Below are 23,668 nucleotides of genomic sequence, written 5' to 3'. Positions count from 1 at the left end.
ATGGAATAGCAGCAAGAGCGCATGACAACAGGCCGTCATCGGGCCGGGGGACAATGGAATGATTCGCAAGCTTGTAGATTTAGCGCTGAATAACCGGCTGATTGTGCTGGCAATGGCGCTCTTATTGCTTGCCGGCGGCGCGGTTGCCTTTCACGATCTTCCAGTCGAGGCTTATCCGGACATCGCGGATAACTACGTAACCGTCATAACACAGTGGCCGGGTAGGGCTGCGGAAGAAGTGGAGCAGCAGGTAACGGTTCCCATCGAAATTCAGATGAACGGAATTCCGCACCTTTCGCACGTCCGTTCCGAGTCGCTGTTTGGATTGTCATTCGTCCTTATGATTTTCGACGACGAATCAGTCAATGATTGGAATCGTCAGAAGGTCATGGAACGGCTAGCCGGGGCTACGCTCCCAACTGGTCTCCAGCCATCTATGGGAACTGATTGGAGTACTGTCGGCCAAATCTACTGGTACACGATGCACAGCACCAATCCGGCGTATGACTTGATGGCCATGCGGTCGATTGAAGACTGGACACTGGAGAAGGAATTCAAATCCGTTCCCAATGTTGTCGACGTGTCCGACTTCGGAGGGACGGTACGCGAGTACCAGATACGGATCGATCCCAACAAGCTAATCTCCTACGGAATCACGATCGGTCAGGTTGAGCAGCAACTTACGAACAACAACGTAAACGCGGGCGGCGGCTTCATTGAAACGGGGTTGCAGCAGGAAAACGTGCGGGCCATTGGTCTCTTCAAGAATGTACATGACATCGAAGACACCGTTCTGAAGACACAGACCGGAACCGCAATTCGCATCAAAGATATCGCAATCGTTGAGCAGGGCGAAAAAGTTCGACTGGGCCACATGGCCAGGGCTATTCATCGGGCAGATGGCAAGATTCTGGATAACCCCGATGTGATTCAGGGCGTGGTGCTAATGCGTAAAGGCGCAGATGCGGGGCCGACGCTGGATGCGATTCATGCGAAAGTAGATCAGCTCAACAATGTACTGCTGCCGCCAGGCGTAAAGATCGTCCCGATGCTGGATCGCAGCGATCTGCTGCACTACACACTGGATACTGTGCTGCACAATCTTGCCGAAGGAATGGTGTTGGTGACCATCATTCTTTTTCTCTTCATTGGCAATGCGCGGGCAGCCTTAATCGTCGCACTCACGATTCCGTTTGCCTTATTGTTCGCATCGATCTGGCTTGATCTAAGCCATATCCCGGCTAACCTTCTATCGCTGGGAGCGCTCGATTTTGGCATGGTTGTGGATGGCTCGGTGGTCATGGTCGAAAACATCGTCCGCCGCATCGGTGATCGCCAGAGGGCAGTGAGGGAAGCAGCTGAACAGGGTAAGCGACCAACCATCGTCAAGGGTCCCAAGGAGATCATTAAGGAGGCCGTTCACGAAGTGCAGCGTCCAGTCTTCTACGCCATCGCCATCATCATCACGGCTTATATGCCGATCTTTACGCTGCAACGAGTCGAGGGTAGGCTCTTCAAGCCGATGGCCTGGACAGTGGCCTTCGCTTTGCTGGGAGCACTCGTCTATTCCATGGTGATTGCGCCGGTACTTTCCGGCTACTTCTTCAAGAACGGTGTGAAGGAGTGGCGCAATCCGGTGATGGAATTTTTGATCAAGCATTACCGCAACGGAGTCCTCTGGGCGATTCAACATCGTTGGGTGCCGGTGGGTGTTGGTCTGACAAGCTTGGCCTTCGCAATTTATCTAACGTACGGCGGCGTCATCGGCTCAGAGTTTCTGCCCCATCTCGATGAAGGCGCCATCTGGGCTCGCGGCTCGCTGGCATCAAGTACCAGTCTCACTGAGGGGTCGCGTTTTACCGAGCAATGCAGGTTAATCTTCGCTTCCTTCCCCGAGGTCACCAACGTTGTTTCGCAGGCGGGACGGCCTGACGATGGTACGGATACAGGAGGCTTCGGCAACACGGAATACTTTGTCGATTTGAAGCCGAAGGATCAGTGGAGACCAGTCTTCCATAAAAACAAGGATGAGTTGATTGCAGCGATGAACCGTGAAGTAGCAAAACTACCCGGCGCGGTATGGAATTTTTCGCAGCCGATTGAAGACAATGTAGGTGAGACGGTGAGCGGAGTCAAAGGCCAGCTTGCAGCGAAGATATTTGGAAATGATCTGAAGACGCTCGAGGAAAAAGGCGAGCAGGTCACGGAAGTGATGTCGGGGGTCAACGGTGTCAAGGATCTGGGACTCTTCCGCGTGTTTGGCCAACCCAATCTCGACTTCACTGTAGACCGCAAAGCGGCGGCTCGCTTCGGCATCAACGTAGCCGACATTCAGGATGCAGTCCAGACTGCAGTGGGCGGAAATGCGGTGAGCCAGGTCCTGCAAGGAGAAGAGCGTTACGATGTGGTTATCCGATATCAGGCTCAGTATCGGACCGTCAAGGAAGCGATCGCAAACATTCGCCTGGTGTCGCCAACGGGAGAGCGCGTATCGCTCCAACAATTGACGAACGTCGAGGTCAAAGACGGTGCATATGACATTTTTCGAGAAGGCAACACGCGCTATGTGGGTGTGAGGTTCAGCGTGCGTGGCCGCGATCTGGGCAGCACAGTTGAAGAGTGCATTGCCAAGATCAAAGAGAAGGTAAAGTTGCCGCCTGGATACCACATTGAATGGGCGGGTGAATACGAGAGCCAGAAGCGATCAGAGGCAAGACTGCTCTTCATTCTGCCGCTGACGGTCCTGATTATTTTCATCATCCTTTACAGCATGTTCCGGTCGGTGAAGTGGGCTTTACTCATTCTCGGTACGGTAGCCATGGCGCGTATCGGTGGAGTTCTCGCGCTTCTGATTACGGGAACGCATTTTAGCGTGTCCTCCGGTGTCGGATTCCTTGCATTGTTTGGCGTGTCGGTTCAGACCGGCGTCATCATGCTGGAATACATTAACCAATTGCGGGCGCGCGGGCGCACGATCGTAGACTCCGCCGTTGAAGGTGCAGTGCTTAGGCTGCGTCCCATCATGATGACCATGCTGGTGGCTACGTTTGGATTGGTGCCAGCTGCGATGTCGCACGCAATCGGGTCTGACTCGCAGCGTCCCTTTGCCATCGTAATCGTGGGTGGCTTGATATCAGATCTTGTATTGAGTATCTTCCTGCTGCCAACCCTGTACGTATGGATTGCGCGCGAAGGGGACAAGCTCCCCGAACTGGAGACGGCGCATGAAATTTAGTCGAAGAGAAACAGACATTTGCGCGATGCGCATTAGCCGTGTGACTCTGGTTTTCATTGTATTGGCGAGCTCCGGGATGGCGCAGCAGGCGCTCACCTGGGAGCAGGTGAAGGCGAAGTTCGAGGCAGCCAACCCAACGCTCCAGGCTGATCAGATAAGCGTACAGGAGATGAAGGACCAGGAGATTACCGCCTACCTTCGTCCTAATCCGCAACTCACAATGTCAACAGATGGCACTCAGGTAGCGCCGCATAAAGGAGTCTGGCAGCCCCTGGCTGGAACGCAGTACTCTCCGAATTTCAGCTACCTCCATGAGCGACAGCATAAGCGAGAACTACGACTGGAGAGCGCAAAGCAAGGCACTCAAATCGCTGGTTCGCAGCATGAAGATTTGGAACGTAATCTCATCTTCGATCTCCGCTCAATTTTTGTCCAGACTCTGCAGGCCAAGGCTGTGCTGGCACTTGCGAAGGCGGACCTCGAGTATTACGACAAGATCATCGAGATTAGCCGCGTACGCTACAAGGACGGAGCTATTGGACGGATCGATCTGGATCGCATCGAACTCTTGCGAGTGCAATACGAATCTGAGATTCAGAATGCAATCGTAAATCTGCGAACATCGAAAATCCAGTTGCTACAGTTGCTGGATGAGCGGATTCCTCTGGATCAATTCGATGTGAATGGACCGTTTGAGTTCTCGGACGAGCTTCAGCCGCTGGATCACTTTCATCAGGTTGCCCTTGATAACAGGCCCGATTTGAGGGCTGCTATCGAATCCGTTGATCAAGCAATCACAAACCATAAGTTAGCTGAGGCCAACGGTTCAACTGATCCCACGTTTGGCACATGGTATACGTACAATGGTTCGTTCAACAATCCCAACTCCAATCAGACACTGGGTCTGAACGTGAGCATCCCGCTGCGGATCTTCGATCGGAATCAAGGCGAGAAGAAGCGCACCCTGAACGATATCGACCGGAACAAGAAGCTGACAGATGCAGCGCGGACACAGGTTTTCAGTGATGTTGATTCGGCCTACGAGCAGGTTCAGAGCAACATCGCCTTGTTGAAGCCTTATCGCGATCAGTACAAGGATCAAGCAACACGAGTACGCGATACCGTGACCTACACGTACCAGCGGGGAGGAGCCTCCCTCATGGACTTTCTGAATGCCCAGAGCGATTATCGTGTGGTTCAGTTGGCCTATCTACAACTCGTGGGTACTTATTTGACTTCAGCAGGTCAATTGAACCTTGCCATTGGGCATGAAGAAATCCAGCCATAAGTACACTTGTACGCGTAGAAGCTGCTGTCGAAGAAAGGGCGTATCAGTATTTCAGCGAAGATCCGGCTCCTGTTGACTTTAATTTGCACGCTTCGTAGTCCCCTCGGCAATGAACCTGTATCCGACCCAGGGTTCCGTCTCGATGTATTGCTTCCCCGTAACAGCCTCCAGCTTCTTCCTCAATTGACCGATAAATACACGCAGGTACTCAGGTTGGTGGGCCGAATCTTTTCCCCATGCGGCGGTAAGGAGAGCTCGATGCGAGGTCATCTTGCCTGAATTGCGCGCCAAGTGTAATAGCAGGTCGAACTCTTTTGGGGTAAGCCGAACTTTAACGCTATTCAATGTAACAGTGTGGGCATTCGCATCTATCAGGAAATCACCCTGTGCAATGATCGGAGCCGCCCGCTCTGGAACGCGGCGAAGGTGAGCGCGAATCCTCGCAATGAGTTCGGGAGTACTGAATGGTTTCGTCACATAGTCATCAGCACCTGCTTCTAAAGCCTCTACTTTTTCCAATTCATGATTGCGAACCGAGAGAATAAGAACTGGAGTTGCCGAGGTTGAACGGATAGCGCGACATACCTCGACACCCGTCACGCCTGGCATCATTAGGTCAGTAACAACCAGGTCTGGCATCCATTCGCAATAAATTCGAAGGCCTTCTTCCGAGTCATTTGCGGTTCGCACATCAAAGGCCTTAGCGGTAAGCGCGCCGCGCAACACACGCGTAATCTGGGGTTCGTCGTCGATGACCAGAATCCTTGCAGCCATACTTTTCATCATTTCTCCTGAAACTAGGACCCGCCGCCTTCGAATTCTTCCTTGTAAAACACATACATTTCGAATGATTAAGTGATGATGCGGTATGTATCGCGGCTACGAATCTCATCCACAGAGGCTGAGTCATCTAAACTTTTGCGATATCGTGGTGGAGCGAAAGAAAACGAGGATACTGCAACGTCAAGATTCGGGCAGCGTCAGTGTCTCTAAGCGATAGTAGCGAGACTTTTGCTAGGAATACGTAAAGGCTGCGCATGATTTTCATAAGTACGGCTTAAAATATCGATTCTTGAAAGCTCAGTCGCCCACCTGTCTTATCGCAGTTCGATCTGGCTGAAGGGAGCTTCACTAAGGTGGCCACAGTGCGCTGATACACGACGTTGAGAGTTGTCTACGTTTATAGTTGGTAAGCGATGAGTGTTGAAGTGATCTTTGCATCGAGGGGGATGCGAGACTACACTTTCCAAAAAGTGATGATGAGACCGCCAGCTACAATCAAGGCACCACCCGCAAGGATGGGCGGCGTGGGGGACTGTTGGAAGCGCACCTTGGCTATGATTTGAGCGATCACGAAGAAGAGTACGACGTACACTCCGAGTAGTTTGCCAAAGTCCCATTGAGGGAGATTGACGAAGAGTCCGTAGCTGAAAAGCACTAGGCCCCCCACAAGGAACCAAAGTCCGCGTTCAACACCGTTTGCCTTGTACAGTCCCGATTGAAAGCAGGCGTCGCCGGTGACTTCAAGGAATGCTGCTGTAGAGAGTACGACAAATACTCCAAGTGGAGACGCAATGAGTTGACTGAGAATATGTTTCATCCTTGATTGCCTCTTTCATGTACTTGGGATGCAAGTTTAGGGACGATATTGCAAAGATTATACGAAAAGCGTTAGACAAATCATATCGAATCAAGCAACTGTTGCCCGTACACTAAATCTGATCAGTAATACACTGTGTTTGAGTAGCCCAGCGCTGCATCGGCGATGTGATGGGCTTCACCGCAACGATGTTGTTGCTACCAGGTTGCTACCAATATGTCGTATGAGGGCAGATACGTTGTTGCCGTGCGAACGAGCAAAGGAGAGATCTTGAAGCTAATCGGATGCTTGCTCTTACTCTCTGGATGGCTGATTGTAGTGGCTACTTTAAACATGCTCACCGACTCTCGAGTGAGAGTAGCGTTCCTGTTCGCGGGAATTATGGTTCAGGTACTTGGATTGGCGTCAGTCACCTTTGGATACGCCGACGCTCAGAGGGGATTGAAGTGAATCCGGTCAATTTGCTGCTATGCCTATTCTGCATCCTCCTCACTCCTCTCGCGGTAGCGGGTATGGCGCTCATCCATCAAGGGCTAGGACGGTCACGCAGCGCAGCTCACGCGATGCTGGGGACACTCTTGGCATTAGCCATTTCGGCGATGGCGATTGTGCTCTGCGGAGCCGCGTTTGCAGGTTTTGACGGTGGCGCGTTCCACTCGTTTCATGCTGGAGGAGTACTGTGGAACTGGTTGGGCAATGAACCCCTAGTGGGTCGCAATAATCATATGGACGGTACTGCTGGATCAATTGCTTCTGTTGTGATGTGCTTTTATATGTTTGCTGCAGGACTGGCAGCCATCATTCCTCTGAGCGCAGGCACTGACCGTTGGAGACTTGCACCGATCTGTCTTGTCACCGCAGTTTTCTCCGCGTTTACGTATCCCCTGATAGCCCATTGGGTCTGGGGCGGCGGGTGGTTGGCGCAGATTGCGGTGACATTCCACATTGCGCCGTTTGTCGACGTTGGCGGAGCAGGCGTGATTCAGGTAACAGGAGGCCTTATGGCGCTCTCAGTTGTTTGGATCTTGGGGCCTCGACGAGGTAAGTACACAAGGGATGCCATCTCAACAGCTATACCAGGGCACAACGTTGTACTGGTCCTCTTTGGGTGTCTTATTGCACTGGTTGGATGGATCGGGCTTGAGTCTGCTACGTCAGTTCTGTTCTACAAAGCTGGCTCGATGCAAATCGTTGGTGTCATTGTCAATGCAACTTTGTCTGCCTCTGCCGGGTGCCTTGCTGCGGTTGCAGCGACGCGGCTACGTTACCACAAACCTGACGCATCACTGAGTGCCAACGGATGGACAGCAGGACTTGTCGCAGGAAGCGCCGGATGCCACTTCGTCTCCCCTCTGGCGGCCATCGCAACGGGCGTGGCCGCAGGGCTGATGCTCATCTTTCTGGTTGAATTGCTCGAGATCAGGCTGCTCATCGATGATCCCGGGGGAGCTATAGCCGTTCACGCCGGAGCCGGTATTCTTGGCCTGATCGGGACAGGAATGTTTGTACCGCTTACCGTAGGGTCACGCGGCGATCAGATGATTGCCCAGTTCGTCGGTATCTCAACTCTGCTGGGCTTCATGCTTCCCATGATGCATGGTGTCAATCTACTTCTCAATCGCATTCTGCCTTTTCGTGTGGACCGCGACGGCGACTGGCAGGGGATGGACATTCGTGAGCTTGGTGCGGGTGCCTATCCCGAATTTGTCATTCATCCTGACGAATCTATGCCACATTGATGCGATGAGCTAAGAGTGGTGCCGCGCGACAAGTAGGAGCAACCCGAAAACCAGGAGCGGCAGAAGAGTAAGTGCAACGTAGAACACTATCCTTCGCCGCTTCTGTGACTGGCTTCTTTGCCAACGCCCTTCTTCAACGCGTGCAGCGACGCCTACTTCTTCCTGATGTTCCAGATCGAATGCCAACTCTCTTGCGCTGTGATATCGATTCTTTGGTTCCCGTTCGAGCGCGCGATAAAGTATCTCCTGCAGTTGCGGAGAAATAGAAGAGCGTAGACTCCTTGGCGGCCGGGGTGGATTGAGGAGCCGTTCATTCATTGCCGCAAATGGATTAGAGCCGGTGAACGGAACCTGCCCGGTCAGCATCTCATACAGCATTACGCCGAGCGAATACACGTCACTTCTGCCATCGCCGCGCTTTCCGCGCACCTGCTCAGGAGAGATGTAGTCCGGCGTTCCCATGTTGCGCGAGAAGTTGCCAAAAGTGAGGCGTCTAGAACCGGCATTGGACGCTATGCCGAAGTCGATCAGGTGAATGTGATCGTCGGCATCAACCATGATGTTTTCCGGCTTCAAGTCACGGTGTACGACTCCGTTGGTGTGTATTGTCTCAAGTGCCTCGCAGATGCGGATCGTCAGAGTCACGGCGCGGTCAACTGGAAGCGGCTTCTCCTCGTTCAAAATCTGGCGCAAAAGGCGTCCTTCAAGCCACTCCATCACCATGTACACATGGGAGCGATCGGGGTTTGCGAAAACTTTCATTACGCTGGGATGATTGATCTTTCTGCCGATCTCTTCCTCACGCTGAAATCGATCGAACAATGCCGGATCAGCTTCAATCTCCGGATGCGGAACCTTGATCGCGACCTGCATTCCATTGTTGATATCACGAGCTCTAAAAACCGTCGCCATACCGCTTGTGGCAACCACACTATCAATGCTGAAGTGGTCGAGAATATCGCCGGGTTGGATGGTGAGGTTGGGAGCAGGCATCAGAGCAACCGATAAGGACGACCGCGATAGAGACCCATGCGTTCTACTGCCCGGATACGAATGATCTGGACACTAACGTTATCGTGTCCGCCACTATCGTTTGCTGCCGCCACGAGTGCCGCTGCAGTCTCCTGCAAGTCAGAATTCGTCTTCACAATCTGTCCGATCGTTTCGTCCGGCACATACCCGTGCAGACCATCGGAGCATAGCAGCAGTACGTCACCTGGGATGATATTCACCGTAATCGTATCAGCGGCAACAAAGAGCTCAGTACCGAGGCTCCGCGTTAGGATATTCCGATTGCCCGCAACTGAAGCTTCCGCCTGCGAGATGATTCCCATGCGCATCTGTTCTGCAACCATGGAGTGGTCATGGGTGAGTTGAATGATTGCGCCACTTCGGAAAAGATAACAACGTGAATCACCTACATGCGACAAAACTGCGGAGTCGAAACGCAATGCGCACAACACGAGTGTCGTTCCCATGGATGCTGCGCGGGACGTGCTAGCACGTCCCGCGTCGTAGATAGCTACATTTGCTTCCTGAACCAGCTTGGGAAGAAGAGAAACGTGCATCACCCCTTTGGGCATGCTGCGAAATCCCGCCAGCACTGTATCGACTGCAAGCTGTGAAGCAATTTCACCCTTCTCGTGCCCGCCGAGGCCATCGGCGACCGCAAATAGCCAGCCTTGCGATCGGGCCTGGGCCCCCGATGATGGGACCACATGCCCGATACAATCTTCATTCAGCTCGCGGCTTGACCCGCGATCTGAGAGTTCAGCGAATTCGACATCCAGCATAGAAAATTAACCAGTATCAGGTCACGCTGATAAGCGGAAACTGAATGGGATAAGTCTACGCCGAAGGAGCGCGGGTTTGAAGTAGCGAAGTTTTGCCTGCGGCTTTGCCGGCGCTCAGGAAATAGAAGCCGCCGTAGATACCCCATATGGCTGCAATGCCGAGTGCAAGCAATGGCTCATGAGGAGTGCCATATCCCGCGAATGGTCCGAAGACATAAAAGCCCATGCAGATCAGATTGGCCAGTAAACTGAAGATGGGGATGGCGAGGTGGCGAATGAAACTGAACTTCGGATGCTTGTGATAAGCCACCATGCACAGGGTACTGCTCAGTGCATACAGAATGAACGTGCCAAAGTTGGAGGCCAACGTGACTGTAAGCAAGCTATTTGGCAACGCTGCCATTTTTTCGTGGGTGGTATAGCCAAAGCTGGACCAGAAACCATGTGGGATGGATGCGATCGACGCATCAGACGGTGCGCTTCCGTCTCCGAATGCAAGCACCACGGCCGCGCAACCGATAAGTGCTGAAATCGCAGCCAACGTCCAGATGGCGTTGTGCGGAGTCAGGTTCTTACCGTGCAGCAATCCGAAGTGACCGCGTACTTCCTTATCCTTACCCATGGCGTAGGTGACACGAGCTCCAGTGTTAATGCATGAGAGCGTTGTTCCGACAAGCGCCAGAAAGACAGTTGCGCCCTCGATGAGCATGAAGAGACGTCCGTTGCCGGGGCCCAATAGGGCATCGCCCACCACAACCATCATGTCACCGATCGGTGCAGCCGACCCTGCTGCATTTTGTAGCGTATATCCGTTATTAAAGAAGAAATTGGCAGAGAAATACTCGAAGAAATAAAACAGAACCCCTTGAATCAGCAGCGAAGCGATGACGGCAATTGGTACGTCCCGTTTGGCATTTTTGGCCTCGTCGCCCATCGTGGTTACCGATTCAAACCCCACCAGGATTAGGATCGCCACAGTCATTTGAACGAATACCCAATTCCAGTTGTGTGGCTTGACGACAGACAATGCGTTGGGATGAGCAAGAAAATTTCCGCTTGCATCTCGTTCTGCATAGCTGATGTGGAACGGAACAACTTTTCCTGCTGCATCGGTCTTTGGTAGAGGAACATTGTTGGCATCGCGCACGATCGTTTCCGTTGTCACTCCACCAACAACAGTTGTAGCAGTCTTGAATTCATACTTATATGCCTCGCCTGAAGTTGAATCGAATTGCCAAGCTTCAGACCCCGGGGCGTGATTCAGACGGTAGCCGAGCGCCAACACGGCAAAGGTTAGGAGCGCAGCGATCTGAATGACGTTGATGCCCATATTCACCATCGTGGAGCTGTTGATTCCACGGTGAGCGATGTAAGCGATACTGAAAGAGAAAACGATAGCTACAGCCATCATGAAAAAGATGCCCGGATTTGAGGCACTCATCAAGTTTGGCCAGATCGTCCCCACGATGTAGCCGCACAAGGTGCCCATGAGCCCGACCATCACTCCCGGATATATCCAGTAGTACAGATGAGATGCCCAGCCCACGATGAACTTGGAGATTCGTGCATAGCGCCATGCTTTCTCTCGATTGAGAAAAGCCTGCTCAGCAAAGTAATAGGAACTGCCGGCGCCGGGATACAACTTCGCCATTTCCGCGTAGCAGATTGCGGTGGAGATACACAGGACCAGCGCGCCGACAATTCCCATCCACATCGCAGGCGCAGTGTCTTTTTCGGTGGCCTGGACCAGGAATGTAAGCCAAAGCAAAGCTCCAGGGGCGATTAGCGCCATTGCGTTGCTGGTGAGTCCCGTAAGGCCCAAAGTGGGCTTCATTCCGCCATTAGTTGCCTCTGCCATGTATGCTCCTGGGACAAAATATTCCACACAAAGTCGCCGGACTCATGAGACCTGCGTCTCAGGGAATTTACGTAGAAACCATTCAGGCGTTTGCTTGTGTCTGGAATGTTCAGAATGACACGAGATCGATGTAGGGGAAAGAAAATAGTTAAGCAGCGTAAGGATTTCATATTGACACATAAATAAATAGTAAAGACTCATCTGTTGTATCGTTCACCCACAGATGAAATCAACAAGGCTAAATCAAATTAAGAAAAGTGCTGTTCAATCAGATGACCATGCTTGAAGCAATTCGGTATCCTCCCTCTTCGGTCTGTTCACAACGATCTCCCTGGTTCTCCATGCATCCTGGATTCGGATTCCAAATATGTACACGCACTGAGGGCGGACGTTATCGTCGCAAGAGCTGCTTCCAGATAATTCAATTTCACTTTTCATCCCTGAAAGTAAAGTTAAGCGAAAATGATATCGACTGGAGCTATGCAGTCACTGAGCGCCAGAACAAGAGCACACTCTCAACCACGTTACTCCCTTTCAATCTAGAGCAGCTTAATCTGGCTGGTAACGTTTCTGAGAATCTTCTGCTTTAGCCAAATGACATCATAACGATCTTCTCCAAGGCGGATATCCGTGTTCCCCAATCACAGGAACGAGACTCAGCGTAGGTCTGAAGACCACTAGGGCAGAGTTACTGGAGTGGTGTCGTCAGTATTTCGCTGGATACAGGTGCGCTCGTAGCATCTGGATGGTGGACGCCGACACCATATTTGAGATCCACAACGGCAAAGTCGTGCCCCAGGTTTGCGTGAGGACTTCTTCGCGGAGCCGGATCTGGCAAACTGACTATAAGGCGATCGAGCGAACGAGATCATCCATAGCCGCTTCCTGCGCTTCAATTGACTCCACCAGCCTAAACTGCGTACGGCAGCGATCGAGGTTATGCCCATCACGATGCACCTTGAAATACGTATCCCCTGAAAGAAAATCAGTGAGGAAGCGAATACCAATTTCAAACGTAATCAGCTTGCCGCTGAAGGCAAGATACTTCTTTTCGATTGACGTCAGAAAGTCTCCAGCAGTTGAAAGATAACCCCGCACGAGAGCCTCAAACATCGGGAACTGCATCGTGACCAGCGAAAGATCGCGCTCATCCTCTCGCACGGCGCAGGTCGATGTCCTCACCATGTCGCCAAAGTCATACAGCACCAGGCCCGGCATAACTGTGTCCAAATCGATGACGCATACACCTTCGCCCGTCGCTTCATCCAACAGCACATTACCCAGCTTGGTATCGTTATGCGTCACGCGCTCAGGCAAATCGGCCTCGAGCAAAACCCGCGTCATCGGCTCACGCCGCAGCGCAAAAGCGATCTCAGGCTGCACCAGCTTAGCGCGGTCCGCGATGTCAGCAGCAATCGCCAGCTCCAGCGCCTGAAAACGCTTGGCCGTGTGATGAAAGTCAGGAATCGTGTAGTGAAGTCGCGGCTGCGGTAGATCTATCAGCAACTTCTGAAACTCCCCATAAGACCGCGCCGCGCTGTACGCCTGTTGCGGAGACTCGATTGCGTCATAACACCGCGTGCCTTCGACAAAGTAGTACAGACGCCAATGATTTCCGGCTTCATCGATGTACCACGGCGGTCCCCCACGCATCGGTACAAGTGTCAACACATTACGGCTTACCTGAGCCGGATCGGGCAGCTTCGATTGCAGATGCTCCGAAACGCGCCGGATATTTTCCATCACGCCAACAGGGTTCTTGAAGACATTATGGTTGATGCGCTGCAAGATATAACGCACTGTCGCGCCACCCTGATGCACGCGCACGCAGAACGTATCGTTGATGTGCCCAGTGCCATACGGAATCGCGTCAACATACTCGCCGCTTACCTGGAACTGCCCTACCACCCCGCGCAGATCGTAGCTTGGCTTGCCCGCTGTACTCATGCCCAGAGTTTTTCCGGGTAGCGGTCATCACCAACCAGCTTGCGAATGCTCTCCACCACACCAGGACGATCTTCGCGGTACGTCACACCAAACCACGCATCGCCCGTACGCAGCACTTTCACGCGCGCATCGCCTGATGCCACCAGTGAATTCACCGCGTTAGGTATGTAGCACTCCGACTTCAGCTCACTGCCGCTCGTCTTTAGAAAGTCCTCAAAGATGCCTTCCAACTGCGCAAAGATCGCCGGAGTAAATCCCCACATATTCATCGACACTAACGAATCGACCGCCAGCGTAGTCTTGTTGCCCTGCGGGTCTGTATTCACCGCCCCATCGCCATCACGCGTGATGCTGGTCAACTCCACAACGCTCTCAAGATACCCATCCGCATTACGCTGGCAAACGCCCCGCGCCACACTGCCAAAATCGGACAGAGTATTGCGCAGCTCAAAACCCACCATCGCATAGTCCTGCTTCGTCACATCGGCTGCCTGCAGCTGCTCTGAGAGCACGCGGTACCCTTCAGCACCGTAGAAGTCGTCCGCGTTGATCACGGCAAAAGGCTCGTGGATCACATCCTTAGCCATCAGGATTGCGTGCGTCGTTCCCCACGGCTTGGTGCGCCCCTCAGGCAAGCTAAAACCCGCAGGCAGCTTGTCCAGCTCCTGGAACACATACTCAATGGGAATATGCTCGGCAAACCGCGTTCCAAAGCCATCTTTGAACGCCTGCTCGATATCCTGTCGCAGCACAAAAACAATCTTGCCAAACCCAGCCCGCAGCGCGTCATAGACCGAATAATCCATGATCGTTTCGCCGCTGGGCCCAACCGGATCAAGCTGTTTCAAACCGCCATATCGGCTGCCCATGCCGGCCGCAAGTACAAGAAGAGTCGGTGCAGTTACTGCGCTCATGCGAAGTCCCATCTCATGTTTAGGAGTTGCCCGGCCTCAAGCCTACAGTGCCTTGCAGCCAGTACGAAATCGTAGGTTATCACTCCGGCATCGCTATCCGGCAAGCCCGCTTCGAACACGACCATACTCTCACGCCTGCGGATTCTTCCGGGTCGTCGTAATCAGCACCACGCTCACCAGCACAGATAGCGTGCCGAGAACAGCCCGCACCCCTAGCGCCTCCCCACCGAAGAAGTAGCCAATCACCACCGCAACCACTGGATTCACATACGCGTAGGTCCCAACCTTCGTAGGCGACTGATGATGAATCAGCCACACATATGCCGTAAATCCTATGATCGACCCCGCCACAATCAGGTAAAGCAGCGCAATCCATGCTTTCAGTGAAACCGCAGCCGGATCGAAACGGTGATATTCACCAAACCCACCCGACGCGATCGTCAGCAGCAGACCGCCTGCCAGCATCTGCGTTCCGGAGCTCATTACCTTCGACTCCGGCAACGGTAGCCTGCGTGTGAGCGACGAAGCCACAGCCCAACTCATCGCAGCGACGATCAGCGCCGTAGCGCCCAGGCCGTCCAGCGCAGAACCTCCAATCCCCTTGACTGATCGCAGCGTCAAAACAACCACGCCAAGCATTCCCACGGCCAGTGCGACGCCGAGCCGAACAGTGAGCTTCTGCGTCCGCAGAATCACAATCTCAGCAAGCGCCATGAACACAGGAATCGTAGCCAGCATCACCGCTGCAATGCCCGAAGGCACACGCTGCTGCGCCCAGAACAACAGTCCATAATCGATGAGGAAAATAAGCGTACCCAGCAGCACTACGGAAAGCCACTGCCGCCGCGTAGGCCAACGCTCTCCGCGCACAGCCGTCCACCCCACCAGCACTGCGCCAGCAACCAGGAAGCGCATCGCCGCAAACAGCAACGGCGGCACCTCGGCCACGCCCACCCGGATTGCCAGAAACGTCGAACCCCAGACAAGGTAAATGATCGCAAAAGCAACCAGCGTCATCCATTTATGCTTAGCAACGGTCATGTCAGCTGGCGTCAAATCATCATTCTCTCTCTGCAATGTAGCAAAAGATTCCGCTATCCTCTCATCACCAGGAGCCAACGAGGGAATCAACCATGGACATACCTCAACTCATTGCCGACTACGCCTGCGAAACCGGCGAAAACCCGCTCTGGCATCCATTCCAAAAGTGCCTCTACTGGTGCGACATTCCGCAAGGCCGCATCTTTCGATACGATCCGGCCACCAGCAAACATGAGCAGTGCTACCAGGGTCGTCCCGTCGGCGGCTTCACCATCCAAAGCGACGGCTCCCTTCTGCTCTTTATGGACCGCGGCACGATTGCCACTTGGTGTGACGGCCAGCTCACCGAACTCGTCTCCGAAATTCCAGCAGAGCGGGATTCCCGCTTCAACGATGTAATCGCCGACCCGCTCGGTCGTGTCCTCTGCGGCACCATGTCCAGCACGGATTGCAAAGGCCGCCTCTACCGCCTCGATACCGACGGGTCCCTTCACGTCCTGCTCGAAGAGATCGGCTGCTCCAATGGTCTGGCCCTCACGCCAGACGGTGCAATTCTCTACTACACCGATTCCTTCGCATACACCATCTACCGCTTCGACTACGACCTCGCCACCGGCTCGCTCTCCAACCGCCAAATCCACATACATCTCACACCCGAAGACGGCTTCCCTGACGGAATGACGCTCGACTCGCAAGGCTGCCTCTGGTCAGCACTCTGGGGCGGCTACAGCCTCGTCCGCTTCGATGCGGCCGGAACAATCGCTGAGCGAATTAGCTTCCCAACCAGGAAAGTCTCCAGCCTGACCTTCGGTGGCGACGATTACTCCGACATTTACGTCACTACCGCCGGAGGTCTAAGCAGGGAAGAGGACGGCCCATTAGCAGGAGCGCTCTTTCGACTGAAGTCTGAAATCCCCGGCGTCCCCGAATTCCTCTCCCGCGTCCAAATTTGATACGAAATTGCATTCCGGCTGACACAGTGCATATTGAGTGGGGTCAGTCCAGCCAGTTAGTCTTGATGCTGCCGTAAATTCCGAACACAGGACCCGATCAATGAAACTGCTCCGCTACGGTCTCCCCGGTGAAGAACGCCCGGGCCTGCTCGACGCTGCAGGAACCATCCGCGACCTCTCCGGCGTCGTCCCCGACATCGCCGGCGCCACCCTTTCGCCCGCCGTCCTCGAAAAGCTGCGCTCAGTCGACCCCGAACAACTCCCGCCCGTAGACGGTAACCCCCGCATTGGCCCCTGCGTCGGCTCGGTAGGCAAATTCATCTGCATCGGCCTCAACTACTCCGACCACGCCGCCGAATCCAACATGGCCGTTCCCGCCGAGCCGGTCGTCTTCATGAAGGCAACCTCCTCGATCATGGGCCCCGATGACAACGTCATCATCCCTCCCGGTTCCGAAAAATCAGACTGGGAAGTAGAACTCGGCGTCGTCATCGGCAAAGAAGCCAAGTACGTCAAGGAAGCCGATGCCCTCTCCTACGTAGCCGGCTATTGCGTCGTCAACGACCTCTCCGAACGTGCCTACCAGCTCGAAGGCACTGGACAGTGGGTTAAGGGCAAGAGCGCCGACACCTTCGGCCCCATCGGCCCCTGGCTCGTCACCACCGATGAAATCACCGACCCGCAAGCTCTCCACCTCTGGCTCAAGGTCGACGATCACCAATATCAGAACGGCACCACCAGCACTATGGTCTTCGGCGTTGCCCATCTTGTCAGCTACCTCAGCAAGTTCATGAGCCTCCAGCCAGGCGACATCATCTCCACCGGTACCCCTCCCGGAGTAGGCCTCGGCCAGAAGCCCCCCGTCTACCTCAAGCCTGGGAATATCATCACCCTCGGCATCGACGGCCTCGGCAACCAGCGCCAGGAAGTCATCGCTCACCCCGGCGTCTAGCTCAAAATAAGGAAAAAGAGGTCATCACGAAAGCCCGTTTAGAATCGAGGCCTATGCCGAAACGATCTTTTCTGGTGACCGCCGTCCTTTATCTGCTCGCCTCCACCAGCGCCCTTTGCGCCACGCCCGAATATTCCATCCAAGCCGTCCGCTACGCCACCTCACCCGGTGTAAAACTCTCCGATCTGGTCGTGGACGTTCCGAAAGACAGTGCGAACAAAAAGCTCGACCTCGCCATGGTCGTCTGGTTAGTCCGCGGCGGCGGCCACACAATCCTCTTCGACAGCGGCTTCCATCGAGACACCTATCTCAAAGAGTTCCCGATGAAGGACTACCTGCGCCCCGACGAAGCCGTCAAAACCGCAGGAGTCCAGCCCTTCGATGTGACAGATATCGTCATCAGCCACGCCCACTGGGATCACATGGGCGGCATCGACCTCTTCCCCAAAGCGCAAATCTGGATTCAGAAAGCCGAGTACACCTACTACACCGGCGCAGCTTGGGAAAAAGACGGTGACAACGACGGTATTGACCCCGAAGATGTTGAGCAGCTAAAAAAGCTCAACGCCGAAGGCCGCGTCCACCTCGTTGACGGCGACAACGTGGAAATCTTCCCCGGCATCCGCGCCTACACCGGCGCCCGCCACACGTACGCGTCCCAGTATCTCCTCGTCGAAGGCCACCCCAACTACGTTCTCGCCTCAGACAATGCCTACTTCTATCTCAACCTGCAGCAGCACCTCGCCAGCGCCACCTTCAGCGACGCCGACCACCCTGCCAACATCGCCAATCAGGCGCGGATGATCAAGCTGGCAGGCTCTGCAGACCGTATCGTCCCTGGCCACGACATACTCCAATTTCAGAAATTCCCAACCACCGGTCGGGTAGCGAAAATTAAGTAGCTCAGCCGGTAACAAGCAGAGGAATGCCAGCGTTACCATCGCTGTGATATCAAGGTTAGGCCAAGTTAGCGGTTGCTCAACCGCATACAAGCCAGGAGAGTAAGCACATGTCAGTAGCACGCCAACCGGGCACCGCAGCACTCCTAACAGCACTTTTACTCGGTATGGCAATACAGCCATCGGCATACCTGCAAGCCCAGACCTCGAAAGAAAAAGCCACTCAGCCTCTTGACCGCCCCCAGCCCCTATCGCAGCCCCGCCCTAGCCCAGCCGACGTCCAAGCCTGGGGCGACCGCAAATTCGGCATGTTCATCCACTTCGGCCTCTACTCCCAACTCGGCGGCGTCTGGCAGGGCAAGCAGATCGACAACGGCTACAGCGAACAGATCATGGCTAACGCGCCCATCCCGCTCGACCAGTACGCCGCCACCGCTGCCCAGTTCAATCCCACAAACTTCGACCCCGACTCCATCGTCGCACTCGCCAAGGCCGCAGGCATGAAGTTCATCGTCATCACTTCCAAACATCACGATGGCTTCAACATGTTCCACACCGCGCAGACCAAATACAACATCGTAGACGCCACCCCCTATAAGAAGGACGTCGTCAAGCTGCTCTCCGAAGCCTGCGCTCGCGCCGGCATGAAGTTCGGCGTCTACTACTCCACTATCGATTGGCATCTTCCCGGCGGCAGCACCTACATCGAAGGCAACAGCAACCCCATCACCCCCGCCCACGCCGCCTTTAACGTAGCCCAGCTGAAAGAGCTCCTCTCCAACTACGGCCCCATCTCCGAAATCTGGTTCGACATGGGCAAACCCACCGCCGAGCAAAGCAAAGCCTTCGTCCAGACCGTCCACCGCCTCCAGCCCGCCACCATGGTCAGCGGCCGCGTCTTCAACTACGAAGGCGACTTCACTGTCATGGGTGACAACGAAGTCCCAGCCTTCCAGATCGACGAACCCTGGCAGACCCCCGCCTCAATCTTCGGAGAAACCTGGGGCTACCGCTCCTGGCAAAAGCGCGAAGACCTCCCCGGCAAGATCAACGAAAACATCCTCCGCCTGATTGAAGTCGTCAGCCGCGGCGGCAACTACATCCTCAACATCGGTCCGGAAGGCGACGGCTCCGTCGTCCCCTATGAAGCCGACGTCCTCCGCGGCGTAGGCCGGTGGATCAAGGGCAGGGAAGAGGCAATCTATGCAACCACCGGCCAGCCCTTCCGCAAACTCGACTTCGGCTACGCAACGGTCGGCAAAGACAAGCTCTATCTCTTCGTAAGAGACATTCCCGCAGACGGAAAACTAGTCCTCCCCGGCCTGCACCAGACAGGCGCCAATGAAGCGAAGCTGCTCAAAACAAGCACCAGCTTCACCGTCTCAGAAAACTCCGAAGGCACCACGGTCCAGCTCACCCCCGACGCACTCAAAGGCGCAGGCTACCTTCCCGTGATCACCCTGCCCTTCGCAGGCAAACTGGCAGTCAAACAACCAGCCTTCGCCCCCGAATCAGACGGCAGCTTCGCCCTGACCGCCAAGGACGCCGACAAGTTCTACAACTACAACGGCGGCGACTACGGAGTCCGCCCGACGCTCTACAAACTTCGCTGGTTCATCGAAGCCAAACCTGGGACCTACAACCTCGACCTCACCGTAAGCGGCACAGAAAAACCCTCCACCATCGACCTGGTCGTAAACGGCACCCGCAAACAACTGACTATCGCTGCCGGCGCAACGTCCGTCAAAGGCTCAATCCAGCTTCCCCAATCATTGAGCGCCGCCAACATAGAGCTAACCCCACTAGAACCTTTCGTAAAAGGCACGCCACTCCCAGTAAAGGTAGAAGACCTAAAACTCTCGAAGAAATAGGCAAAAGATACAAACGCACAAAAAAGCGGCGAGACCAAGAATCTCGCCGCTCTTGCATGTCTTTGTTTTTCTTGTTGTCATTCCCAAAGGGCATCTGCTGTTGAACCCAGGCGGCTAAAGAACCTCCACCAACTCCGGCTCCTTCTGCCCCTGACCATAATGGCTGACCACATAGTTATCCAGGATCCCCTGGAACTCCGCCACAATATTGTCCCCGCGCAGGGTAGTAAACAGCTTCCCATCCACATACACCGGGGCAACCGGATCCTCAAACGTGCCGGGCAGACTGATCCCAAGGTTGGCATGCTTGCTCTCGCCAGGCCCATTCACAATGCAGCCCATCACAGCCAGCTTCAGCTCCTCAACCCCCGGATACTCCTGCCGCCAAACCGGCATCGAAGTCCTCAAATACCCCTGGATCTGCTCCGCCAGCTCTTGGAAATACGTGCTCGTTGTCCGCCCACACCCAGGGCAACTTGTCACCTGCGGCATAAAGCTGCGAATCGAAAGCGACTGCAGAATCTGCTGCGCCACATGCACTTCTTCCGTCCGCGCCCCACCCGGAGCAGGTGTCAAACTCACCCGAATCGTATCGCCAATCCCCGCCAGCAGCAGCGGCGACAACCCAGCTGCGGAAGCCACAATCCCCTTGGCTCCCATGCCCGCCTCGGTCAGCCCCAGATGCAGCGCATAATCGCACCGGGCAGCCAGACTCGTATAAACATCAATCAGGTCCCGAACCCCCGAAACCTTCGCCGAAAGAATAATCTGATCCCGCCGCAGTCCATACCGCTCCGCCGCCGCTGCATTGTCCAGAGCGGAGACAACCATCGCCTCCATCATCACATCACGCGCGGGCAGGGGATTGAGCAACTTGCTGTTCGCGTCCATCATCTTCGTCAGCAGCGCCTGGTCCAGCGAACCCCAGTTCACCCCAATGCGAACCGGCTTCTGGTGCTCTACAGCCACTTCCACCATCGTCCGGAAATTGTCATCGTCCTTGCGCCCGATCGAAACATTGCCCGGATTGATGCGGTACTTCGCCAGCGCCGTAGCACAGTCCGGATACTTCTTCAGCAGCAGATGGCCGTTGTAGTGAAAATCGCCCACAATCGGCGTATGAATCCCGCGCTTGGCCAGCCCCTCGACAATGTACGGCACACCCTTCGCCGCATCGTCATTGTTCACCGTCACCCGTACCATCTCGGAGCCGGCCAGCGCCAGCGCCTCCACCTGCTCAATGGTTGAAGCAACGTCCGCCGTGTCCGTGTTGGTCATCGACTGCACCACCACTGGAGCTTCCCAGCCCACGCGAACTGTATTGGCTCCCGAGCCAATCTTGACCGTAACCGACTTCCTGCGCTCAATATCCGCCATATTCCCAGTTTACTCGCAAGTCACCCCGCAGCCAATAGCTCGCGCACATGCCCTCAGCTGGAAAAGTCTGGAGCGAACGCCGTCACTGAAGCGTCTACAACTTGTCGAATTGCCGAGTTCTCAAATGGAGACCCATCACATGCAGATCAAACCCTCAGCCTTGGTAAATCTAGCCGCAATCGCCGCCACAGGCGCCATCGGAGTTTTCGTAGGCCAGGCATACCACCCCAGGCAGGAAGTTCACGCCGACGAATACCAGTCTGACCGCTTTACCGGCGTCACCAACTGTGTCACCGCCGTCCCCAAATCGTGGGGCGACTTCAAAGGCGGCTCCACCTACGGCCTGGCCTTTCAGGACAGCAACGGCGTAGTCCGCTTCATCCTTCACCCCTCCTGCGGTAGCATCAATTCCCCAGCACAACCACCTGTCTCCGCCATTGACTTGAAAATTGACCGGGAGTAGCTGAAAATCAGCTCTTCGGCAATCTGAAAAAGTGGTGCCTTAGCTCTGACGAGTTGCAGTAAACTAGGAGTGAAACACTAACGTGGCCCTGTAGCTCACCAGGCCGCCTGCCCGAAAGGGCAGGCTAGATTGAGTCCAGCGATTTCCTGGAAACCGTTGCGAGTAGCAAAAAGTGGCCCTGTAGCTCAGCTGGATAGAGCAGCGGTTTCCTAAACCGGAGGTCGGAAGTTCGAATCTTCCCAGGGTCACCATAGAATCGATAGCACACAATCGGACGCAGAAAATCGTATGAGACAGTTTGGAGCAAGATTCTCGCAGGATCGGTGTCCAACTTGCTCAGCAAGCCAACGTAAGCTCTACAAGCTATCTCATAAACACGCAAGCGCCTGAAACGTGGCGGATGAGAGCCGCAATCAACGCTGGTCTCATGATGTCTACCGAAACCGCAAAGGTATGTATGAGATAGCTTCTAGTTCCGTCAGATCCGCAAGATCTAAACCGTTTCGAAGTTCGGTGGTGACTCCGCAGCGATCGAGCCGTCCTTTATGCCGTCAATAACGGAAGGGTAATGCTTCATTAAAGATATCGCCCCCAGAGAAATCACTTGATTGCTTTAAACTAAGCAATGTCATCGATACAGTCTTGCGTATTACAGAAGAATATGTGGTGGTAGCGATACATTAACCGTGTGAAGCCGAGCCGGCCGCAAGCAATACATTGCGGTGTGCGATCATCGGTCTTGCTGCTCTCGTTGGGGGTGCTGACCGCCTGGTCTTTCTCTTCCGCACGCTTCTTTCGCTTCCACTTTCGGCTATACGCCAGTATCGCAGGGTTGCCGTTGCGCTTTGCCTTAATGTTAAGACAGTAAGCCTTGGGATACTTCGCGTATATCCGGCGCACACTTGGCGCATAGGTACATCGTTTCCAGTTCACCGATCCCGCAACGAGCAAACCGGCCCTTCAATGTAGGGAGCTGGCATCGCAACTTTGAAGGTGATGTCCAGCACTCTAGCCGAATCGTTGATCCCCTCGAAGACTACCAAGTGCGAGCCGCGCATCTCTCTTCTTCGGTCTGTTCCTTCGTGTGCTGTCTTTCCAAGAAGTAAATAGCAGCTTCAACAGTCGCTTCAATAACCTCATCTATTCAGTCGATACCTTTCTTACTTGGTTGTTCCGTTAAGTACCTTCGATCATAATTGGTCATCCCACCAAGACATCTTCGCTAGGTCTGCGTCGTGACGCGCCTTCAATTTCTTCAACCAGCACAACAACCGCTTCAGAAGCCTCATTCGTATAGTAGTTACCTTTCTATGTGGGTTATAGACGACACGTTAGGGCGTAGCTTGCACTCAGGCAACACGGATTCCGCGGCCGCATGTGAGCTATGGGCGTATCAAATGCAGCAAGACGTTCAAAAAGCGCAGTTGTGAGGCCACGCTGGAGGCTTCGAGTTGATGAAGCATTAACTCACTCTTACCCCGCTCTGGAGTTAAAGAAAACTGCGACTACACCCCCTGATAGTGGCGAATTGAATTGTCGTATACCCGACAGGCTACGCAAACGAGGTCAGGTAGAAATGGTCCGCATCAACGCGCCATCAGCTAGGTTAAGATTCGCTTTAGCGCCATCTTTGTAGGTGTATGTTTGCCTCTTGCAGGATCAACTCTATCCACACGCAAGTATTAGGTAAAATGTAAAGTAATCAACTATTTTTCCTCGATTGGGATGTACTTACGCT

Annotated in this window: 17 protein-coding genes and 1 tRNA gene; 9 read left to right on the top strand and 9 right to left on the bottom strand. The window is 54.3% G+C overall.

Annotated features, from left to right (window positions below; all coding sequences use genetic code 11):
• The first annotated feature begins 58 nt into the window (after positions 1–58).
• On the top strand, positions 59–3,235 hold the full coding sequence (locus tag AC5S27_RS15500; protein ID WP_493935473.1) for an efflux RND transporter permease subunit: 3,177 nt from the start codon (positions 59–61) through the stop codon (positions 3,233–3,235).
• Complete coding sequence (locus tag AC5S27_RS15495; RefSeq protein ID WP_493935472.1) at positions 3,225–4,523, top strand: TolC family protein; 1,299 nt, start codon at positions 3,225–3,227, stop codon at positions 4,521–4,523. The genes AC5S27_RS15500 and AC5S27_RS15495 overlap by 11 nt, the downstream gene beginning before the upstream one ends.
• 78 nt (positions 4,524–4,601) lie before the next feature.
• On the opposite strand, the gene AC5S27_RS15490 is transcribed toward AC5S27_RS15495, so the two are convergent.
• Positions 4,602–5,309 (bottom strand): response regulator transcription factor, encoded by a 708-nt coding sequence (locus tag AC5S27_RS15490; RefSeq protein ID WP_493935471.1) that lies wholly within the window; start codon positions 5,307–5,309, stop codon positions 4,602–4,604.
• 451 nt (positions 5,310–5,760) lie between these two features.
• Entirely contained in the window at positions 5,761–6,123 is a 363-nt protein-coding gene (locus AC5S27_RS15485) for a hypothetical protein (RefSeq protein WP_493935470.1), read from the bottom strand.
• A 284-nt stretch (positions 6,124–6,407) separates the two neighbouring features.
• On the opposite strand from AC5S27_RS15485, the gene AC5S27_RS15480 reads away from it, so the two are divergent.
• Positions 6,408–7,862 (top strand): ammonium transporter, encoded by a 1,455-nt coding sequence (locus AC5S27_RS15480; RefSeq protein WP_493935469.1) that lies wholly within the window; start codon positions 6,408–6,410, stop codon positions 7,860–7,862.
• Positions 7,863–7,871: 9 nt separating this feature from the next.
• Here AC5S27_RS15480 and AC5S27_RS15475 read toward each other — a convergent pair whose 3' ends face one another.
• From AC5S27_RS15475 to AC5S27_RS15450, 6 genes are all read right to left on the bottom strand, one after another.
• Positions 7,872–8,855, bottom strand: coding sequence for a serine/threonine protein kinase (locus tag AC5S27_RS15475; RefSeq protein WP_493935468.1), 984 nt, complete (start codon positions 8,853–8,855; stop codon positions 7,872–7,874).
• The gene (locus AC5S27_RS15470; protein ID WP_493935467.1) at positions 8,855–9,655 is read right to left on the bottom strand and encodes a PP2C family protein-serine/threonine phosphatase; all 801 of its coding nucleotides are present in this window, start codon (positions 9,653–9,655) and stop codon (positions 8,855–8,857) included. The genes AC5S27_RS15475 and AC5S27_RS15470 overlap by 1 nt, the downstream gene beginning before the upstream one ends.
• Positions 9,656–9,710: 55 nt before the next feature.
• Positions 9,711–11,489: an APC family permease gene (locus AC5S27_RS15465; protein ID WP_493937320.1), complete on the bottom strand. Its 1,779-nt coding sequence runs from the start codon at positions 11,487–11,489 to the stop codon at positions 9,711–9,713.
• A gap of 867 nt (positions 11,490–12,356) precedes the next feature.
• Positions 12,357–13,460 (bottom strand): phosphotransferase enzyme family protein, encoded by a 1,104-nt coding sequence (locus AC5S27_RS15460; protein WP_493935466.1) that lies wholly within the window; start codon positions 13,458–13,460, stop codon positions 12,357–12,359.
• Positions 13,457–14,374 (bottom strand): nucleotidyltransferase family protein, encoded by a 918-nt coding sequence (locus tag AC5S27_RS15455; RefSeq protein WP_493935465.1) that lies wholly within the window; start codon positions 14,372–14,374, stop codon positions 13,457–13,459. Before AC5S27_RS15455 ends, AC5S27_RS15460 begins: the two co-directional genes overlap by 4 nt.
• Before the next feature lie 129 nt (positions 14,375–14,503).
• On the bottom strand, positions 14,504–15,430 hold the full coding sequence (locus AC5S27_RS15450) for an EamA family transporter (RefSeq protein ID WP_493935464.1): 927 nt from the start codon (positions 15,428–15,430) through the stop codon (positions 14,504–14,506).
• A gap of 77 nt (positions 15,431–15,507) precedes the next feature.
• Between AC5S27_RS15450 and AC5S27_RS15445 the strand changes: the two genes are divergently transcribed.
• From AC5S27_RS15445 to AC5S27_RS15430, 4 genes are all read left to right on the top strand, one after another.
• Positions 15,508–16,368, top strand: a complete 861-nt coding sequence (locus AC5S27_RS15445) for an SMP-30/gluconolactonase/LRE family protein (protein ID WP_493935463.1) — start codon at positions 15,508–15,510, stop codon at positions 16,366–16,368.
• A 100-nt stretch (positions 16,369–16,468) separates the two neighbouring features.
• Positions 16,469–17,320: a fumarylacetoacetate hydrolase family protein gene (locus AC5S27_RS15440; RefSeq protein ID WP_493935462.1), complete on the top strand. Its 852-nt coding sequence runs from the start codon at positions 16,469–16,471 to the stop codon at positions 17,318–17,320.
• A gap of 53 nt (positions 17,321–17,373) precedes the next feature.
• A complete protein-coding gene (locus tag AC5S27_RS15435) occupies positions 17,374–18,222 on the top strand; it encodes an N-acyl homoserine lactonase family protein (protein WP_493935461.1) in 849 nt (282 codons plus the stop codon).
• 107 nt (positions 18,223–18,329) lie between these two features.
• Positions 18,330–20,090, top strand: coding sequence for an alpha-L-fucosidase (locus AC5S27_RS15430; protein ID WP_493935460.1), 1,761 nt, complete (start codon positions 18,330–18,332; stop codon positions 20,088–20,090).
• Positions 20,091–20,204: 114 nt separating this feature from the next.
• Here the strand turns inward: AC5S27_RS15430 and ispG are convergent, their stop codons facing one another.
• Positions 20,205–21,467, bottom strand: coding sequence for a flavodoxin-dependent (E)-4-hydroxy-3-methylbut-2-enyl-diphosphate synthase (gene ispG, locus AC5S27_RS15425; RefSeq protein ID WP_493935459.1), 1,263 nt, complete (start codon positions 21,465–21,467; stop codon positions 20,205–20,207).
• Between the two features lie 139 nt (positions 21,468–21,606).
• Here ispG and AC5S27_RS15420 point away from each other — a divergent pair, with 139 nt between their 5' ends.
• Both AC5S27_RS15420 and AC5S27_RS15415 read left to right on the top strand, forming a co-directional pair.
• Positions 21,607–21,930, top strand: a complete 324-nt coding sequence (locus AC5S27_RS15420; RefSeq protein WP_493935458.1) for a hypothetical protein — start codon at positions 21,607–21,609, stop codon at positions 21,928–21,930.
• A 174-nt stretch (positions 21,931–22,104) separates the two neighbouring features.
• Positions 22,105–22,181: transfer RNA gene (locus tag AC5S27_RS15415), tRNA-Arg, on the top strand.
• Positions 22,182–23,668 lie beyond the last annotated feature (1,487 nt).

It is taken from the genome of Acidicapsa borealis (assembly GCF_059115245.1).
The sequence above is the reverse complement of the archived record's forward strand: the minus strand, read 5'-3'. Positions and strand labels throughout refer to the sequence as shown.

Bases quoted from the DNA above. Each gene is read 5' to 3' on its own strand.
- AC5S27_RS15430 (WP_493935460.1), top strand. From the start codon at position 18,330: ATGTCAGTAGCACGCCAACCGGGCACCGCAGCACTCCTAACAGCACTT.
- AC5S27_RS15460 (WP_493935466.1), bottom strand. From the start codon at position 13,460: ATGAGTACAGCGGGCAAGCCAAGCTACGATCTGCGCGGGGTGGTAGGG.
- ispG (WP_493935459.1), bottom strand. From the start codon at position 21,467: ATGGCGGATATTGAGCGCAGGAAGTCGGTTACGGTCAAGATTGGCTCG.
- AC5S27_RS15445 (WP_493935463.1), top strand. From the start codon at position 15,508: ATGGACATACCTCAACTCATTGCCGACTACGCCTGCGAAACCGGCGAA.
- AC5S27_RS15440 (WP_493935462.1), top strand. From the start codon at position 16,469: ATGAAACTGCTCCGCTACGGTCTCCCCGGTGAAGAACGCCCGGGCCTG.
- AC5S27_RS15485 (WP_493935470.1), bottom strand. From the start codon at position 6,123: ATGAAACATATTCTCAGTCAACTCATTGCGTCTCCACTTGGAGTATTT.
- AC5S27_RS15420 (WP_493935458.1), top strand. From the start codon at position 21,607: ATGCAGATCAAACCCTCAGCCTTGGTAAATCTAGCCGCAATCGCCGCC.
- AC5S27_RS15495 (WP_493935472.1), top strand. From the start codon at position 3,225: ATGAAATTTAGTCGAAGAGAAACAGACATTTGCGCGATGCGCATTAGC.
- AC5S27_RS15455 (WP_493935465.1), bottom strand. From the start codon at position 14,374: ATGAGCGCAGTAACTGCACCGACTCTTCTTGTACTTGCGGCCGGCATG.
- AC5S27_RS15500 (WP_493935473.1), top strand. From the start codon at position 59: ATGATTCGCAAGCTTGTAGATTTAGCGCTGAATAACCGGCTGATTGTG.
- AC5S27_RS15475 (WP_493935468.1), bottom strand. From the start codon at position 8,855: ATGCCTGCTCCCAACCTCACCATCCAACCCGGCGATATTCTCGACCAC.
- AC5S27_RS15490 (WP_493935471.1), bottom strand. From the start codon at position 5,309: ATGATGAAAAGTATGGCTGCAAGGATTCTGGTCATCGACGACGAACCC.
- AC5S27_RS15435 (WP_493935461.1), top strand. From the start codon at position 17,374: ATGCCGAAACGATCTTTTCTGGTGACCGCCGTCCTTTATCTGCTCGCC.
- AC5S27_RS15480 (WP_493935469.1), top strand. From the start codon at position 6,408: ATGCTTGCTCTTACTCTCTGGATGGCTGATTGTAGTGGCTACTTTAAA.
- AC5S27_RS15470 (WP_493935467.1), bottom strand. From the start codon at position 9,655: ATGCTGGATGTCGAATTCGCTGAACTCTCAGATCGCGGGTCAAGCCGC.
- AC5S27_RS15465 (WP_493937320.1), bottom strand. From the start codon at position 11,489: ATGAAGCCCACTTTGGGCCTTACGGGACTCACCAGCAACGCAATGGCG.